The sequence below is a fragment of the Salipiger sp. HF18 genome (assembly GCF_011806505.1).
Classification (GTDB): domain Bacteria; phylum Pseudomonadota; class Alphaproteobacteria; order Rhodobacterales; family Rhodobacteraceae; genus Salipiger; species Salipiger thiooxidans.
Window position 1 is genome coordinate 1 of record NZ_JAATOS010000951.1, and the last position, 676, is coordinate 676.

1 protein-coding gene is annotated in these 676 nt (G+C 71.4%); it reads right to left on the bottom strand.

Annotated features, from left to right (window positions below; translation table 11 throughout):
* A partial coding sequence (locus tag HC022_RS28205; protein ID WP_167454561.1) for a site-specific integrase occupies positions 1 to 640 on the bottom strand: 640 nt, incomplete at its 3' end.
* Between the last annotated feature and the right edge of the window lie 36 nt (positions 641 to 676).

The window sequence follows — 676 nt, forward strand, 5'->3', positions numbered from 1 at the left end:
CCGAAGCCGGCTTGCCCGCGGCATGGGCCACCGCTTCCTGCTCGTCGCGTCGGCTGAGCCAGGTCGCAAGCGCCACGCGGGCAGGGGGCGAGAGCGGCACCATCCGCTCCTTGCCGCCCTTGCCGCGGATCAGCAGCATGCGCGGTTCGCCGCGCGCCGCCGAGACCGGCAGGGTCACCAGCTCGGTCACCCGCATGCCGGTGGCATAGAGAAGCTGCATCAGGCAGGCGTTGCGCAGACGGTCGTCCTCGGTCCGGCCCTGCGAGGCGGCGGCCTCGATCAGTCGGTCGACCTCTTCGATCGAGAGCGTCTTGGGCAGGCGCTTGGGCTTGCCGGGGCCCGAGATCTGCACGGCCGGGTTGTCGCTGCGCAGGCCTTCCTCGAAGGCGAACCGGTAGAGCTGCTTGATCGACGACAGCCGCCGGGCGCGGGTCGAGATCGCCAGCCCCTCGGCCTCGCAGGTCACGAGGTAATCCTCGACATCGGCGCGCTGCGCGGTGTCGAGCCCGGCGCCCCGGGCCGTGAGCCAGCGGGTGAAGTCCGCGAGATCGCGGGCATAGGCGGCGGTGGTGTTGTCGGCGGCGCCGCGTTGGGCGGCCGGCGCCTCGAGAACCCCGCCGATCCAATGTGCGGCGTTCATCGCAACGCGCCTTCATCCTCGAGGATCAGCAACTGG